The sequence below is a fragment of the Paenibacillus sp. CMAA1364 genome (assembly GCF_054373195.1).
In genome coordinates, this window is record NZ_JBITNB010000006.1 from 141314 (window position 1) to 158006 (window position 16693).

Below are 16693 nucleotides of genomic sequence, written 5' to 3' on the forward strand. Positions count from 1 at the left end.
GCATGTACTACTTTTGTAGGACTACAAGCTTAGATCCCTTCTTATATCATAGTATTATCGAAAAATGATTATCGAAAATAGAAGAGGTTTTGTAGAAGGGAAGAAATCATGAATAATTTAATTATATTCAAGAAATTTATTGTTTGTTTAGTGGTGTTTGGAATGTTGACTTCAAGTATAACAACATCGATATTCGCTGTGGCACCAGAAGTAGGACCGAGCGATACTAGTCAGTATAATGTTGAGCTACTACGTCTATTAGAAGCTGAATATGGTGTTGAACAAGCTCCTGCGATGCTGGAGATGATTCAAAAGCTGGGTTTGGTAGATTCGAAGGGGGGGTTGTTAAACTCCTCAGTTTCATTGAATGGTATGAGTTATACGCTAGAGGAAATTAAACAATTATTAACAGATGAGAGTATCGATTTGACACAAATGGCTGAAGTCGACGGTGAGCCAATTACGCTTGCCGTACTCAAACAAATGATCGGGATTGAAGAGCAACTAGCCAAGCTTCTTGGATCACAAGGAGGGTTGTCTAATGAGCATCTGGACAGCCTCGACTCATTACTATCGCAGGTTGAAGGTGAGGGAGGCTTAAACTTCTTCAATGAAAACGGCGAGCCGATGAATGGAGCGAACGTACTTAAATCTGCAACAGGCGTAGAATATGGAGACGAAACGGTCGTATCCGTAACTTATCTGGAGGAAGCGACAGGCGTTTCATTTACAGAAACAGTAAACTTCACGTTTGAGTTGAGCAAAGCGCAGTCGAAAAGAGTATCGTTTTCTTATGAGCTGATGGATAGCACGCTTCATAGTACAAAAAGAGGTGGTGGGGATGTTAAAGGAACGGTTGTATTTGAACCGGGGGAAACGACAAAGAAAATCACAATTAATAGTCTTTACGCGAGGCGAGATTTGGTACAAAGCTATTGCGTAAGCGGAATAGGATCTTTTACGAGTGACGTACTCTACTATCAGAATAATGTCTGGGCAAGCTATGCGCGAGCGGATTATTTACATTTTTCCAACTTCAATAATTTGGATCGAATAGACTTTGATAATCTGTCGACGACCCGCGAATATGTGCCATTTACCCATTCCTATGAAGGGGGTGGATACTTATCCTTTACATTGGGTACGGGGCAAGCACTCTATAAAAGTGATTCGTTGAATGGTGTCGGCTTTGGAGCATGCTACTACCGAGCGAATCGGGATGCTTCGATGAAGGATCCTTCTATGCTAGAAGTCTCGGCAAAGGGAGGCTCTTATACGACTGGGCAAATTGTACCCATGCAAGTGCTATATAGCGGTGTCATTTCACGTGAGCAGCCGAGAGATCAGGCGAGCATGCCAAGATTGTTGCTTGCTGGCGGTGGTGTTGCCTATCCTGATGTCATGCCTATTGCTGACTTTAAGAGACCGGAAATTTACGAACTGGCATACCCTAGCTTGTCTCTCATTGGCGGCTATATGGCAGTGATTGGCAAGGGTATGACGCCTGCTGATCTACAGGTGGTCAGTGCTTTGAATGAGAACTCCGCTGTTCAGCTGGGGCCAGAAGCCTTTGAATATCGTTCAATTGCTCCGATTCCATGGGGCACAGACTTTACCAATCCGCCGAATATTAACATTGTGTCTGCACGTGCGGATGCTTTTCAGTCATTGACGCTGGACAACTCCAATACCAACTATACGATGGGTCAGACGTTGAAGGCGACGCTCGAGTTAAGTAACGTTAATGGCGAAGCCGATTGGTTGATTGATGGGGTGACGACGCCCGAGGATATTGCCAAGCGAGTGAGGATTTCAATTGGCGATAAGGAGAATGGTTTATTTAATGTGCACTGGAAGCTCGGTGTGGACGGGTTGCCTTTATCTCCACCTGTGCTTGAAGGAGAGTTGCAGATTACAAAAAGTGTATATGATACGTTGAAAGACGGAGATTCACTGCTAGATGGTAAACAGCTCCGGGCAAAAGTTTACTATAATCGTAATTTGATACCAGGTGGACTTGATGCAGGAAATGTTGATGATTTCGGGATGTTGGCTGATCATAGAGTTAATCTTCAGGTGACAATGCCGAAGTATATTGTTTCCCAGGACTTGGCGATTACGTATCCTACAACATGGCCTTCCGGTACGGAATATGTGGTAAATCTAGTTGATGTAACGTCAACCCAACTGGGATTCACCTATCCGCAAGGTGCCACACATGTTACACCTGATCAATTCGAATGGCGCAGTAGTGATGCTCAGGTAGCGGATATCACGACCGATGGAACGATTATTCCCAAGATGGCAGGCGATGTTACCTTTACGCTTGCGGCCAAAAACAATGGAGAAGTGGCAGAAGCTACAGTCATTTCACAAATGATTAAGATTAGCGCTGACGGATCTGCAGCAGTGGTCGTTCCGAGCTCTGCCAACCGTGTATATGTGAATAAGAACAAGGATGCAAACATCATTTGGTCAACCAACGTTATGGACCGCTATAAAGAGCTGGCTGGGGCTGGCGGTACGGTACAGGCTGCCAACTTCAAGCTTGAGTTTTATGAAGGGTTTTGGGATGAGGCACAGCTTGCGACGCAACAGCCAACGGAGACATGGGCAGCTCCGGCTAATGCTTCATTAGTCAATGCTACCAACTTTACCATTCCAGGAAGACTTATGACCTTGATCTCAAGCAATAGTGTACCTAGCTATACGGTGCGTATTAGCACGGTCAACCCGGAAAATAAGCTATCGACGCTTTCCGCCCTTTCTTATATCGTCGTAAAGTCGGAAGCGGCAATCGTAACACTTGATAAATCCATGGGTCAATTTGCACACGATTCTGTAGGCACGTTGCCAATTACATGGACGCTTGACAATTTCGATCCGGTTAATAAAGGAGAATTTGAATTTCAGATTACAAAGAATGGAGCCCTTATTCCGGGAAGCCGTATCGTATTCGATAAAGCAACAGGTCAGTTTAGCGATGCGCAAGTATCGTCAATAGGCGGTGGCTATAGCTTGCATATTGATCCAGTGACGGCAAGCAATCGAATAAAGGATATATACGCGATTACGCTGGCAGTGAAGAATAGTATGGATTCGACATGGTCATACGATTCATTGTTCTTGCAGGTTTACAAAAGTGATGCATTGCAAATCCAAATTGACGGTCAGTCTGTTACGTCGCATACGATGAGCAATATCAACGACATCAAGCAGATGACGAGTGATCAGATTCTGGCCCTGAAGCGTAATATTACGCTAAACAATCGGTTGGGCATCAACAATAAAGATTTTGAGGATTTGGGCGAGATTACGGATCAGATCGCCTGGAAATCAGGCAACAACCAAATCGGTGGAATCTATTATAACGGTAACGGATATGTCGAGGATATTGAAAAGTTCAACAACTCTTCGTATCAGCCAAAGCAAAAGTTTCTGTTAGCTGGATTGAACGATGGCACAACGAAGATTACAGCAACCCATGCCCAAACAGGTATTCATACGGAACTGGATGTAACGGTGAAGACGCTACAAGACAAATTGTACTTATTCCAAATGTATCCTAAGACAAAGACAACCTTAACGTATACGAATGGCGATGGCGCAGAAAGATCTGTGACAAGTGATGTCAACGGAGAATTGGCGCTTTACGAGGATAAGGGTATTGCAAGCGATGTGTATGTAACTTCTGTATCTAATGGATCAACCTATACAGGGGTATTCAGTCAGGATCGATTGCTGTCGAAGGAAGGTAATCCGGCTCAAATGGAGCTGTATCCGATTAATATTCTGCAGCTTCGGCAGCTATCGAAGGTCGAGGTATTCTTCAAGACGCCTGACGGCAAGCCTTATAACGGAAAATTGACCTATCGTGGTGGCGTGTACAAAAATGGAAATTATGCTGAGGCTACAGAAATTAGCGGTAACGGCGTTACTACAAATCTAGCTGGAGATGGCAAGCTGGAGGTTATCTTTGATACGACGGCCTTTTATTCACAGGCGGCGGGGGAGAAGAATGCAGCTAATTTGTCTGCAAAGGACAAACTTGAATTTATAATTGAGGTCGAATTTGGTGATAATCTGTACAACCCAAGCCTTCTAATATTTGACGGGGATGCTAGTCCAGTTGATCGCATCATCATTGGCGACAAGATTGCTAACATGATTAGTAATCCAAGCAAGCAGCCAACACCAGTGATCGTAAATCAATATTTGAAGAATAGTGATCTTAGTTCCAAGACGGATATTCGGGATTACAGAGGCAAGTTTGGGCCCAGTGATGCATTCCCAAATGTTAATCTGACAACAGAGTTACTATGGTGGGGCGAAAATGTAAATGAAGAAGCCAATGCGGAACTACTAAATGCAGCGGGTCTGCTTCCGCAAGGACAGTCTTATCAAACCATGAAATATCCGTTCTCAAATATATGGCTGACGCGCCATGTGCAGATATTGAATAAGGATACGATTTGGCTTGATAAAGCGCAATCGGGATCCGTTCATTTCAAGCTGTATGATAAAGCAGACAGTTTCCGTAAAAGCTTTACGGCGATGTCAACACTTGTCAATATGATTGGGGTACCTGAAGTCAAAAAGGATGATCTGCGCACTAGCATTCAGAAACTTAAAAAGGACATGAACAGCACCGATGGAAGAACCACTGGTCCAAGCAATAATGATAAAGTAGCGTTGGAAACGCTCAGCTTACTAGGGAATATAAAGATGGACGTTGGTCCACTATCAATGAGAGTGTATCCGACGGACGACCCGATGGTGTTCAAGATGATTATGTCTTCATCACTTAATAGTATGGCATCGACGAAAGGTACAAGCGATGTAGAGTTCTTCGAGTCTAAGAACAAATTTGCGCCTGGTGCCGGAGATATGTATAAAATTGCGATGGGTAATTATATAGAAGATCAGAAACAGCAATATTCGAAAGTGAACAAAGATCAACATTCCGGAAAAAGCATTCCATTTAGTGTCGGCGGATATTACGTTGGCGAAATCAAATACAATGTGAAAATGGATAAGTGGGAAGCAGTTGTGCATGCTGGTGGATTTAATGCGGGGGGGGGCTTCGAGTATTCGTGGGCATGGAACATCCAAGCTGGTTTTGTACCTGTGACCTTCTCGCTAACCATTGGCGGCGGTGTTGAGGTTGGATTTAAAGCTTCCGTATTGTTCGATGAAATTCCGGGGTATGCATGGAGCAATCCTAAGCTGGACAGTGTCAATGATTATTTGACCTCGTTACGAGTTATTGCTTATATCGAAGCATTCGGCGGAATTGGCTTTGACTATTCGATTATTGCGGCCAAGATTGGTGTGTTCGGTAGAATCACGCTTGAGAACACAAGCACTTGGCTAAATCGGGATTATTTACAAAATAGCAATGATCGAGTGTTATATGGCAACAAGCTGACCATGGAAAGTATTGTTGGTGTACGGGTCGTTATTAAGTTTTTGTTCATCTCGATAAAACATGATTTCGCATCCTTACGCTACAGCCATACGTGGGTGTCCAAAAATTGGAACAACATTCAAGATTATTGGAAGGAGAATTCTGTTTCGCCACTGACTGCGGCTAATGCAGACGCAGCCATTATGGCTTACATGCAATTTATTGGTGAAGATCCAATGCAGGTTCTCAGTTCACAGACGATGGAGGATCGTAGCTATCTGAACGAATATGATCGTGCATGGCAACAAGCATCAAGCAGTGCTCACAGAAAGCTGCTTGCCGCGAATTCAACTGGACCAGATGTGTTGCTAACCAATGCGTATCCGTATTCCAACCCACAGGTTGCGGCGGATGGCTCACTATTCGTATATCTTTCCGATAATAACAGTACGAATATTGAGGATACGGTTGCTGCTTGGGCAGTTCGTAATCATCAGGGCGGCTACGATGATCGTGGAAAGATAGTGGACGACGTTGCGCTAAAAGGTTATGGAGATACAGGGCTACAGCTCGCAGGTGAAGGTAATCTGATCGCGGCTGTTTGGGTCAGACAAAAGGATAAAATCATGAAGAAAGCTGGAGAAGAGCTAACTGGCGCTGATATACTGCTGATGAATAATAGTGCTGAAGTGATGGCTTCTATCTATGATGGGACCAAGTGGACGACACATCGCATAACGGACAATCAAAGTCCTGATATTGCACCGATTGTCTCCGTGGGCAATGGCAAGGTTGTCGTTTCTTACCGAAGCGTCGCTTCATCCAATGTTAACAATCCACTTGATTTCTCTCAATCGGACAGTATTGTCTACACGGCGTATGATGTGGCCAGCAACAAGTGGAGCGATGCAGAGACATTATATAACGGTACGAACGGTACCGTAATGGGGATGTCATCAGCAACACTGAATGATGGAACAACGGCTGTCGTCTATACAGTTAATAAAGGCAATGTTGAGCAAATTCCAACGGAGCAATATGTGGCTGGAACCGATAATGAGATCGTATATGCGGTGATTGATACGGATCAAGATGCAACAGCTCAGGCATCCGCCTGGAAGACTAAGGGTGTCTTGAAAAACTTGCAGGTGACCCATGATCGTAATGCCAATGAAAATCCACAGTTAACGAGTGCGATCTTCCCGGATGGAACTGAACGCTTTATTATCGCTTGGCATACGACAAGTGGCCAAGACGACAACGTGACAGAAGATATTCGAATGCGGGCTGTTAATCGTAACGGCGAGGTATATTCGGAGTTTGTGGACAGTCTTAGCGCAGTAAAGGCATATAATGATATTAAAATTAACCCGAATTTTACGTTTGTAAAAATGTCGCAGCAAGGCAAACAGCTTGATCATTTGTCATTAATCTGGAAAGAAGCACAGGTGGACGTAAATGCTGGAGTCCCTGTTAGTCGGGATGTATTGAAGGCAGTGAAGCTTGGCCTAGACAACGGAGAATTGTTCTTGTCGGGGGTCATGGAGCTGGGAGCTATGCCGAACGATACCGCCATTGACACGATATCGGCTTATATCGGCAATAACTCAGGTACAGAAATCAAGGCATTATTGCTCGGAACGACGTATACAACCGATACGGAGGTTGTTGGTTCGATTACACCGAAGAAGGAAGGGGAAGCAGGAGGAAGTGAGATTCCGGTTACCGTATCCAAGACGGTTAGCGCTATGTACAGTGCAAACGCATCGTACCATAATCAATTCAATGCCGATTATGTTGTCTTTAATCCGGGCGAGATTGTAGCGGGTTATGATTTACCGATCCAGTTCCATGTCATCAATCAAGGTCTGGAAGCCATTCGAGCGGTGGATATTACGATTGATGGAAATCGTACGAGTTATGATCAGAACCAGCTGTCTCTCGTGCCGAACAGCGGACAAACCCTGGTTGCTTATCACACCGTTCCATCACCGATAGCTGATGCATCGTATCAGGTTGAGGTTACTTTTACTGGTGGTGAAAAGCTCTCGACCACAGGTACGTTGCAGTTAGATGTGCCAGATACGGGGATTTCGAAGATTAAGGTGATGACGGAAGAGGACGGGAAGCGCACATTATCGATTCCAGTTTACAATAAAAATGGAACAGAATTAAGTAATAAAGGACGGGTCGTTAAGCTTGCTCTGTATGAAGATAACAATTACTCAGACGATTCGTTAATTGGCAAGGTGATTGAGCTAACAGATGCAAATGATTTGAAATTAATCGATCAAGGGGCATATGTTAAAATTGTAGATTTCAATGTACAAACCTATTTGACAAAACATAGCTTGAAGGAAATACCAGACAAAGGGATAATGATTTATTTGCGCAGTTGGGTTGAGGATGCTGGAGGTAAGGTGATGAAGGAGTTTGATGAGTCTGACAATGAAGCGAAGATTATGCTTGATAATCTGGCAGTCAAATACAATGAAGATCATGTATTGCTAACGCTGGAGCAGACGAACACCACTTCTCATACAAAGGTGAATTTAACGATGCAGAACATGAATATGGCGCCAATATCCTCTGGTAATGTGCTAATTCATTTACTAGATGCGCAGGGTAATGTACTTGAGACAAAGTATGTGGCGAGTGATGCAGCCGGCTTATTAGCTTTTACCGCTGAGGAGAAGAAAACCGTTGAAGTCCAATTCAGCCGAATTGGGGAGTCTGTACAAGGTGTATTCTTCAATGAAAGTGCAGATAAGTTGGATGCTACGCTAAGTACAGTTAAGCTCAACGGGATTGCATTGGATTTTGATCCAAATCAAACGAACTATGCACTGAAGGCGAATGATCTGAAGCAAACGCATGTTGTGGCAGTAGCATCTAATAGTCAAGCAACTGTATCTGTGACAGATCGTGAGGGCAAGGTCATTCAATCGAATAAGGGATTTGTTTCTATAGACCAGCCGTTATTACTATCAGTAACAGGAAGTGTGAACGAATGGCAGGTTGAGGTTCAGCCAGCTAGCTCGTCAGCGAAGAAAAAGACATACCAGCTCGCGGTTACGAATACAGAGTCTGCTAAGCCGCAACTAGAATTAGTAATGAAGGGGCAGAAGCAAGATAATGGAACCTATGCTGGAGCTGTTGAGACCGTAATATCTCCGTATATGGTGGATGGCTTCAGCATCGTTAAAGCGATGTATAAAGTGAACGATGGTAGTTGGACAGATGTAGTTTACGATGGTAAAGCTGAGAAAAGCTTAGAAACCTTCTTGGTAGAAGGCACTTATAAAGTGGCTGCTAGAGTGGTATTGGCATCGGGACAGATATATGATTTAGCATCGGTTGGATTTGAAATTAAAAAGGATGCTAAGCCAACACCAACACCAACACCGCAACCGACACCGACACCGACGCCAACGCCAACGCCGACACCGCAACCGACGGTACCATCGACGTCGATCTTTAAAAGCGATTTGATAAATTGGAGAGAGCTACTGGAAGCGATACAAAAGCGATTCGATTCAACAAATGCGGACGAGACAGAGTTTACGGATAGTCAGCAGCATTGGGCGAAGAATACGATTCATCGATTTGCAAGATTAGGTGTAATTAATGGTTATACGGATGGTAGCTTTAAGCCTAATCATTCCATTTCCAGAGCAGAGTTTGCGAAGATAATGGTAAGACTCTTTATGTTTAGTTCTAATGAGGCGTCATCGAGCCGATTCGCAGATGTGCAAGGACATTGGGCAGAGACCGATATCGGTATATTGAAGAAGCTTGGGATCGCCCAAGGATATCAAGATGGAAGCTTCCATCCAGATGAAACGATTACACGTGAGGAAATTATCACGATTATGATGAGGCTCGTTAACGAATCAGCATTGCCGCAAGGAGATAATGAAGAGCTCCATGATTGGTCTAGTGTATCCGCTTATGCCCAGCATGCGATGATGTTGGCAACAAAGGCAGGAATTATTCAAGGCTATAATGGTGAGCTTCGTCCCAAAGGGGAGGCAACTCGTGCTGAGACAGTGACGATGCTGTGGAAGCTACTAATACTAGATAAAGATTTGAAGGCGATCTTAGAACAATAATGGTATGCAAAAGGGGTTAAAAGTCATATTTGTCTGTAGAACTTACTACCAGCTTGTCATGCTAGTCTGCATATTGTGACCAAGTCCCTCATAAACATGTACTAATCAATTCAATACATGTGGATAAAGGGGATGAAGTCATGCGTCGTATAACGTGGATGCTCGCTATGGTGTTATGTATTAGCGTTGTGTTAGCAGGGTGTGGTGGTAAGCAGGATGCCGCGTCTGTCGTCAAGGGTCTGAACAACGTGGTAGATAAGTTGCAAACGAAGGATGGCTCATATCAAGGCTCAGGGACAATGACGTTGTACACGGGTGAGAAGCCGCAACAATATGATGTGGAAGTATGGTACCAGAATCCGACGTTTTACCGTATCAGCTTGAAGAATGCACAGAAGGATATCACGCAAATTGTCCTACGTAATGATGATGGTGTATTCGTACTTACGCCAAGTTTGAATAAAAGCTTCCGCTTCCAAAGTGATTGGCCAGAGAAACAAGGTCAGGTCTATTTATTCCAGACATTGGCCCAAGGGATTCTAAGTGATAGCACACGACAATTCATCGATGATAAGGATAGTTATGTATTTGATGTTGCCGCCAATTATCACAGCCAATCCTTGGTGCGTCAGAAAATTTGGTTGAACAAAGACAGTTACGCACCGAAGCAAGTACAGGTATCGGATTCAGAAGCCAACGTGGTAGTGGAAGTGAAATTTAATGCATTTGCATTTAATACCAAGTTCGATAAGGATTCATTCGATATGAAAAGAAACATGACCGCAATGGGTGAAGGTTCCGTCCAAACGATTGCCCAAGTGGATGAGTTCGGGAATGAAGTCGTTACAGAAATAACAGAGGACACACAACCAGAGCCTGTGATGGAGACATTAGGTAGCTTTGGCATCATTGACCCAGACTATTTGCCTGAGGGTGTCGTGCTCAAAGATACGAACGAGATGGCAGACAGCAAAGATCACGCCGTGTTATTACGTTATGAAGGGGCCTATCAATTCACATTAATGGAGGCTCGTCCGCGTGATCGTGCAGTGTCTCTTGCGCCAGGTTCCGTGATCGATTTAGGGTTCACTGTGGGCTTGTTGACTGGAGACGACCAACAGACATTAACTTGGATGGATAGTGGGATTGAATTTAGAATTACGAGCGCTAATCTTCCAGTAAGTGAAATGATGAAAGTTGCTGCGTCTTTATCTGAAAAAACGGGTAAGTAAGTTTATGTAGACGGATTCCATTGTTCTTAGGGTACTCTCCCTCTGCAATGATGTGAATCCGTCTTTTTTTCTTAAATTGACATGGACCTTTCTGAACATTAACATTAGATGATACAAACATGAATGATGAGTCCTCAATATTCAGAGAAGGTGACAGTATTGCAAGTGAACTATCGTGCAACAATGGCGGAAATTAATATGGATCATTTACGTTCCAATTATCTAGCTTTCCGCTCCGCATTACCCGAAGAAATGATGATCTTAGCTTGTGTCAAAGCGAATGCTTACGGGCACGGGGCAGTACAAGTTGCTAAGAACATGGAGGAGGTGGGTGTAGATTACCTCAGTGTCGCGTTCCTCGATGAAGCGATTGAACTTCGCAGGGCGGGTATTCAATCCCCTATTCTAGTTCTAGGGTATGTTTCGCCAGAGTCGGTTCAAGTTGCCTGGGAGCATCATATTACGGTGACTGTATTCTCTTATGACGTACTCGATGCTACCAAGAGAATACATGGACTAAGTGTAGATCAGCCGTTAAGAGTACACATTAAGATCGACACGGGCATGGGAAGGCTTGGTGTGTTGCCTGGAGGTGACGCCATAGCTTTTATTGAGAAGGCATTCTCCATCCCTGGGGTTCAAGTCGAAGGGTTATTTACGCATTATGCAAGAGCAGATGAAGAAGATAAGACATACACACTGGAGCAGTACCGACGGTTCAAATCTGTTACTGAAAGGTTAGTGGAGAGGGGATATGAAATCCCTATTATACATACCGGAAACAGTGCGACTGCAATTGATATGCCCGAAATTTCATTTAACATGGTACGTGTAGGCATTGGCCTTTACGGATTATATCCATCAGATGAAGTGGACGGACAGAAGATTGCATTAACGCCAGTATTGACGTTGAAGACGCACATAGTACATGTTAAGACCCTCCCTCTACATTGGGGAATTAGCTACGGCACGAAATACGTGACGGAGAAGGATGAAGTTATTGCAACACTCCCGATCGGCTATGCTGATGGTTATTCCCGCAGACTAACGGGCAAGGCTGAAGTGCTCATACGCGGACGCCGGATTCCGATCGTCGGAACAATCTGCATGGACCAGTGTATGGTATCGTTACAGACTTTTGCTGATGAAGCAGAAGAAATCCAAGTGGGCGAAGAGGTTGTGCTCATCGGTCAACAATCTGATGAATGGATTACCGCAGATGAGTTGGCATCCAAGCTAGATACCATCCATTATGAAGTGATCTGTCTATTAGCTGCGAGAGTTCCACGCCATTATGTTCAAGGTGGCGTCCTTCAACACATCGTCAATCCCTTATTACGATAGGGAAATCACCATTTATTTATTTTATAGGGATAAAGGATTATAAGATATGAACTCTATAGTAAAATAGTTTCAGAGTTGATCTTATATAAATACCGATTGTAGTTTATAATGGAATATAGCATACATGATATACGAAATGCATATATATTCCTTTGTATAAATTCCTTTGAATAAAGTTATACTGGTGCACAAGTGACGAAGTGTTGCGGGGGTGGAAGAGAAAGTGGCTAATTTGCAGAACACCAAGAGAATTATGATCAGTTTACCCGATCATCTTTTGCAGGAAGTAGATGGTATTGTTGCATTGGAGAATTCCAATCGTAGTGAACTCATTAGACAGGCCATGAAACTATATTTGATTGAACGGAAGAAGAGGTATATCCGTGAGACAATGCAACGTGGTTACATGGAAATGGCCAAGATTAACTTGACCATGGCTTCTGAAGCTTTCTACGCAGAGGAAGATGCAGACAGCACTCTAGGTCGCGCAGTAAGCGGGGTGTGAATATTGATTGTAAAACGCGGTGATGTGTTTTTTGCAGACCTTTCGCCTGTAGTTGGTTCAGAACAGGGTGGGGTTAGACCTGTATTGATTATTCAGAATGATATAGGTAACCGGTTCAGTCCAACGGTCATCGTTGCGGCTATTACAGCACAGATACAAAAGGCAAAGCTTCCTACGCATGTGGAGATTGATGCAGTCTCACATGGCTTTGATCGGGACTCTGTCATACTGCTGGAACAAGTCCGAACGATTGACAAGCAAAGATTAACAGATAAGATTACTCATCTTGACGAAGAAACGATGAAAAAGGTTGATGAGGCCTTACTCATTAGTTTGAGTTTAATTGATTTCTAAATCTTGATTGTTGATGATATGGATAGTAATAAGGCGTGCCTATGGTACGCCTTATTTATTTCGTGAAGGATAGTTAACTCATCATCCAAGAGGTCCACTGGCAATATAAGCAGAAGTTTGTGATAATATATTACATACCGTATTTGGAAAGAGGGATACCATTGTCAGAGCATATCGTAGTTGAAGATGTCAATAAAGAGGCTGTGAAATTGGCTGAACAAGAACGTATTGTGCAGCAAACGGCTAAAGAATTAGGCATTTTATTGAAGCAAGTTCGTACCACAGTTGGTTTACTTGATGAAGGGAATACCATTCCTTTCATAGCACGTTATCGCAAAGAAATGACGGGTGAACTAGACGAGACCCAGCTAAGAGATATCGAAGAACGTGTGGCTTACTTGCGTAATTTAGAAGAACGTAAGCGTGAAGTCATACGCATTATACAAGAACAAGATAAATTAACCGTTGAATTAAAGGCGGCGATTGAGCAAGCTGTTAAATTACAAGAAGTGGAAGACTTGTATCGTCCATATCGCCAAAAGCGCAAGACAAGAGCGAGTATGGCGAAGGAAAAGGGCTTGGAGCCATTAGCTACATGGATATCTAACCAGCCTAAAATTGGAGATCTAGACCAAGAAGCGAAGAAATATATAGATACAGACAAGGGTGTAGAGACATCTGAGCAGGCTATCCAAGGAGCTATGGATATTATTGCCGAGAATATTGCGGATGAAGCCACCATACGTACTTGGATACGCCGATATAGTATGGATCATGGATTGTTGGTCTCTGAAGCGAAAGACTCGCAACATGAATCGGTATATGAGAACTATTACGCGTATACAGAGTTGGCGAAGAAGATGCCACCTCATCGTATTCTAGCCATTAACCGTGGAGAGAAGGAGGACATCCTTAGAGTAGGTCTTGATGTACCCGTTGAATCCATCTACAAATTTATGGGTTCTCAAGTCATAAAGAGTGATTCATGTGTGAAGAGTATACTGGAATCGGTTATCGAGGACGCGTATAAAAGACTCATTTCTCCTTCTATTGAACGTGAGATACGTGCTGAATTGACGGAGAAGGGTGAGAATCAAGCCATATCTATTTTCTCTGGTAATTTGCGTAGCTTGCTGTTACAAGCGCCAGTGAAAGGACGTTGTGTATTAGGAGTAGATCCAGCCTTTCGTACGGGCTGTAAGTTGGCAGTGGTGGATGATACGGGTAAATTACTTGAGGTTGCTGTGACTTATCCAACGGCTCCACACAATAAAACAAAAGAAGCAGCAGAGAAATTTCGTGAGTTGATTACGAAATATAAGATTCAATTGATTGTTGTAGGTAACGGAACAGCTTCTAGAGAGACGGAACAATTCGTTGCTGAAGTGATTAGTGATATGAAGGATCAGGAGTTAGCGTATCTTATTGTGAATGAAGCGGGTGCGAGTGTGTACTCTGCATCAAAGTTGGCACAAGAGGAATTCCCTGAATTGGATGTCTCGGAGAGAAGCGCAGTCTCCATCGCCCGTCGCATTCAGGATCCTTTAGCAGAGTTGGTTAAGATTGATCCTAAAGCTATTGGTGTGGGTCAGTATCAACATGATGTTAGCCCGAAGCACTTGGAGGAGAGCCTCAAGGCAGTCGTGGAGTCTGCAGTTAACCATGTGGGCGTAGATGTGAACACCGCTTCACCATCGTTGTTATCCTACGTAGCGGGTGTGAATGCTACTACGGCTAAGAATATCGTGAAATATCGTGAAGAGAATGGGAAATTCGTTACACGTAAGCAATTGCAAAAGGTTCCGCGTCTAGGAGCAAAGACATATGAACAATGTATAGGGTTCATGAGAATTTCTGAAGGTAAACATATTCTAGATCGTACCCCAATTCATCCGGAATCTTATCCAGTTGTAGATAAGTTGTTCGGTGAATTAAATATAGGACTAGAGAAGCTTGGAAGCCAAGAGTTCAATCAACTGTTAGAACAACAGGATGTTGCGGAGTTAGCGGTAACTCTGGATGTTGGTGTACCTACGTTACGTGATATTATAGAAAGCTTACAACGTCCGGGTCGCGATCCCCGTGAAGAACTTCCGCTTCCTATATTTCGTACAGATATATTAAAGATGGAAGATTTATCGCCGGGCATGGAAATGCAAGGAACGGTTCGTAATGTGATAGACTTCGGAGCGTTTGTGGATATTGGAATCAAGAATGATGGCTTAGTACACATCTCACAGCTAAGTAATGGATACGTCAAGCATCCTATGGATGTGGTCTCTGTTGGTGATAATGTAACGGTGTGGGTATTAAATATAGATGAGAAGAAGGGGCGCGTCGGACTTACCATGAAGAACCCCAATAAGAATCAAATATAAGAACTTATGGCAAAACCAAAAGCTTCGCTATCCTCTACGGATGGCGAAGCTTTTAACTGTCATATTGATCTAATGAAGATTATGAAGATGCGTTACGATTCTTACCTGGAGTAGTTAGATAGAAGAACCAACAATCATTTAATAATTTGATTTGACGACGATCTCTTTTATTAAAAGCGCGCATTAATTGATTAGATAGCCACTGTGGCAAACGTATCTCCTCCTCTTGCATCCCTATTGTTTCGTTAGCATATGGAGGATCAGCCTAGAGTGTGCAGATCTAAATCGATTCTTCTTCGTACCATTGTTCTAGTTGCGCTTGAAGAGCGCGGATCTCGGTGAGAAGAGATATGAGAGGGTAACTACCCTCATTAATTGCGGCGAAGGATTGCTCCAACTTGTTGATGTAATCAAGACCACTTTGGATTTGGTTTTGTTCTTGCAATAGGTCAAGGTCATCGCATTCTGCGACAGCTAATGGTAATGTGGGAACATTAGCTGCGGTTAGTTTGGCAATCTCTTTATTCAGACGTAGATTAAGTGCGCTTAATTGATAAGTATAATCGGCTGGCATTTCCACGAACTCAAGTTCATGTTGTAATTGTAGAATAACGTATCTCATCTTTGCCATAGTATATTAGAATCCCCCTTGATATCATTATGAAGTTGAAGAAGCACAGTTAGATGACCTCTAGCAATATATAAGTATACTTGACAGTGTAGCCTATCGTGAAGTTAAAATTCAAGTAGTAGGAAGGAATCAAAGAAGAGTTATGACCGAAATGATGAGCAATGAGCAATTGCAAGATTGGGTGGAACATATCTCAAACTGTTATTTTGGCATGCCGTTCATTCATCGTGCTACATTCAATGGTCGATTATCGACGACGGGTGGACGATATTTCCTTAAGGGACATGATATTGAGATCAATCCACATCAACTAGTGATGTATGGAAGGGTAGAAGTGGAGAGAATTATTAAGCATGAATTATGCCACTATCATCTACATTTGAATGGAAAAGGGTACCAACATCGTGATCAAGATTTCAAACAATTATTGAATCAGGTGGGGGGCAGTAGATTCTGTCAGTCACTTACTGGATCGCAAGCTAGAAAGCCTCTGTTGTATAAATACAAGTTGATATGTATCGCTTGTGGAATGGAATATCTACGTAAGCGAAAAGTAGATATAACACGTTATCGGTGTGGGAAATGCAACGGTACGCTAGAGTTATCATTATTGAACCAACCTTGACTAAGGTCTGTTCATAATGCTATATTAAAGGTTGTAATGATATTATGTTGTTCCCTGATAGCTCAGTTGGTAGAGCACTCGACTGTTAATCGAGTTGTCACAGGT

Annotated in this window: 9 protein-coding genes; 7 read left to right on the top strand and 2 right to left on the bottom strand. The window is 43.2% G+C overall.

Going from position 1 to position 16693, the window contains the following annotated elements; translation table 11 throughout:
* The first annotated feature begins 108 nt into the window (after positions 1 to 108).
* The 6 genes from ACH8E3_RS06775 to ACH8E3_RS06800 all read left to right on the top strand — a co-directional run bounded on the left by ACH8E3_RS06775 (position 109) and on the right by ACH8E3_RS06800 (position 15332).
* A complete protein-coding gene (locus tag ACH8E3_RS06775) occupies positions 109 to 9519 on the top strand; it encodes an S-layer homology domain-containing protein (RefSeq protein WP_458631856.1) in 9411 nt (3136 codons plus the stop codon).
* A 140-nt stretch (positions 9520 to 9659) separates the two neighbouring features.
* Positions 9660 to 10751, top strand: coding sequence for a LolA family protein (locus ACH8E3_RS06780; protein WP_458631857.1), 1092 nt, complete (start codon positions 9660 to 9662; stop codon positions 10749 to 10751).
* Between the two features lie 159 nt (positions 10752 to 10910).
* Positions 10911 to 12095, top strand: coding sequence for an alanine racemase (gene alr / locus ACH8E3_RS06785; RefSeq protein ID WP_458631868.1), 1185 nt, complete (start codon positions 10911 to 10913; stop codon positions 12093 to 12095).
* A 223-nt stretch (positions 12096 to 12318) separates the two neighbouring features.
* Positions 12319 to 12600 carry a CopG family ribbon-helix-helix protein gene (locus tag ACH8E3_RS06790; RefSeq protein ID WP_458631858.1) on the top strand — a complete coding sequence of 94 codons (282 nt, stop codon included), beginning with the start codon at positions 12319 to 12321 and terminating at the stop codon, positions 12598 to 12600.
* Between the two features lie 3 nt (positions 12601 to 12603).
* The gene (locus ACH8E3_RS06795) at positions 12604 to 12954 is read left to right on the top strand and encodes a type II toxin-antitoxin system PemK/MazF family toxin (protein WP_458631859.1); all 351 of its coding nucleotides are present in this window, start codon (positions 12604 to 12606) and stop codon (positions 12952 to 12954) included.
* 161 nt (positions 12955 to 13115) lie between these two features.
* The gene (locus ACH8E3_RS06800; protein ID WP_458631860.1) at positions 13116 to 15332 is read left to right on the top strand and encodes a Tex family protein; all 2217 of its coding nucleotides are present in this window, start codon (positions 13116 to 13118) and stop codon (positions 15330 to 15332) included.
* A 79-nt stretch (positions 15333 to 15411) separates the two neighbouring features.
* On the opposite strand, the gene cmpA is transcribed toward ACH8E3_RS06800, so the two are convergent.
* Both cmpA and ACH8E3_RS06810 read right to left on the bottom strand, forming a co-directional pair.
* On the bottom strand, positions 15412 to 15543 hold the full coding sequence (gene cmpA, locus ACH8E3_RS06805) for a cortex morphogenetic protein CmpA (protein WP_458631861.1): 132 nt from the start codon (positions 15541 to 15543) through the stop codon (positions 15412 to 15414).
* 69 nt (positions 15544 to 15612) lie between these two features.
* Positions 15613 to 15963 carry a hydrolase/acyltransferase gene (locus tag ACH8E3_RS06810; protein ID WP_458631862.1) on the bottom strand — a complete coding sequence of 117 codons (351 nt, stop codon included), beginning with the start codon at positions 15961 to 15963 and terminating at the stop codon, positions 15613 to 15615.
* Positions 15964 to 16117: 154 nt separating this feature from the next.
* Here ACH8E3_RS06810 and ACH8E3_RS06815 point away from each other — a divergent pair, with 154 nt between their 5' ends.
* A complete protein-coding gene (locus ACH8E3_RS06815) occupies positions 16118 to 16588 on the top strand; it encodes a SprT family protein (RefSeq protein WP_458631869.1) in 471 nt (156 codons plus the stop codon).
* Positions 16589 to 16693: the final 105 nt, after the last annotated feature.